Raw genomic sequence first — 254 nt, 5'->3', positions numbered from 1 at the left:
CAGACTTGCCGTTTCCAATCGCCGTAGACCGCCAGCACTCCGCGCATCAAGATGGACGCCCCACCGCGCCACACACCGCACTCGACCAGATCGCCCGGCACGTTGTCGGCCAGCACGGTCTCCACACCCAGCACGGTCTCCACACAATGCTGCAAGCTGGTCAGCCGCTGCATCCCGATCATCGTCAGCGCATCGGCCGGCCAATCTAGCCCCCGATCCCGGGCGTAGGCGTTAAACGGTCGCTTGCGCACCAG

Annotated in this window: 1 protein-coding gene; it reads right to left on the bottom strand. The window is 65.4% G+C overall.

Translation table 11 applies throughout. From position 1 onward, the window contains the following. Positions 1-254, bottom strand: a 254-nt coding sequence (locus tag FQ389_RS17600; RefSeq protein WP_260860876.1) for a TylF/MycF family methyltransferase, incomplete at both ends; no start/stop codon positions are given.

Origin of the sequence: Mycobacterium tilburgii, from assembly GCF_902168065.1 — a bacterium.
Taxonomy (GTDB): Bacteria; Actinomycetota; Actinomycetes; order Mycobacteriales; family Mycobacteriaceae; genus Mycobacterium; species Mycobacterium tilburgii.
The sequence above is the reverse complement of the archived record's forward strand: the minus strand, read 5'-3'. Positions and strand labels throughout refer to the sequence as shown.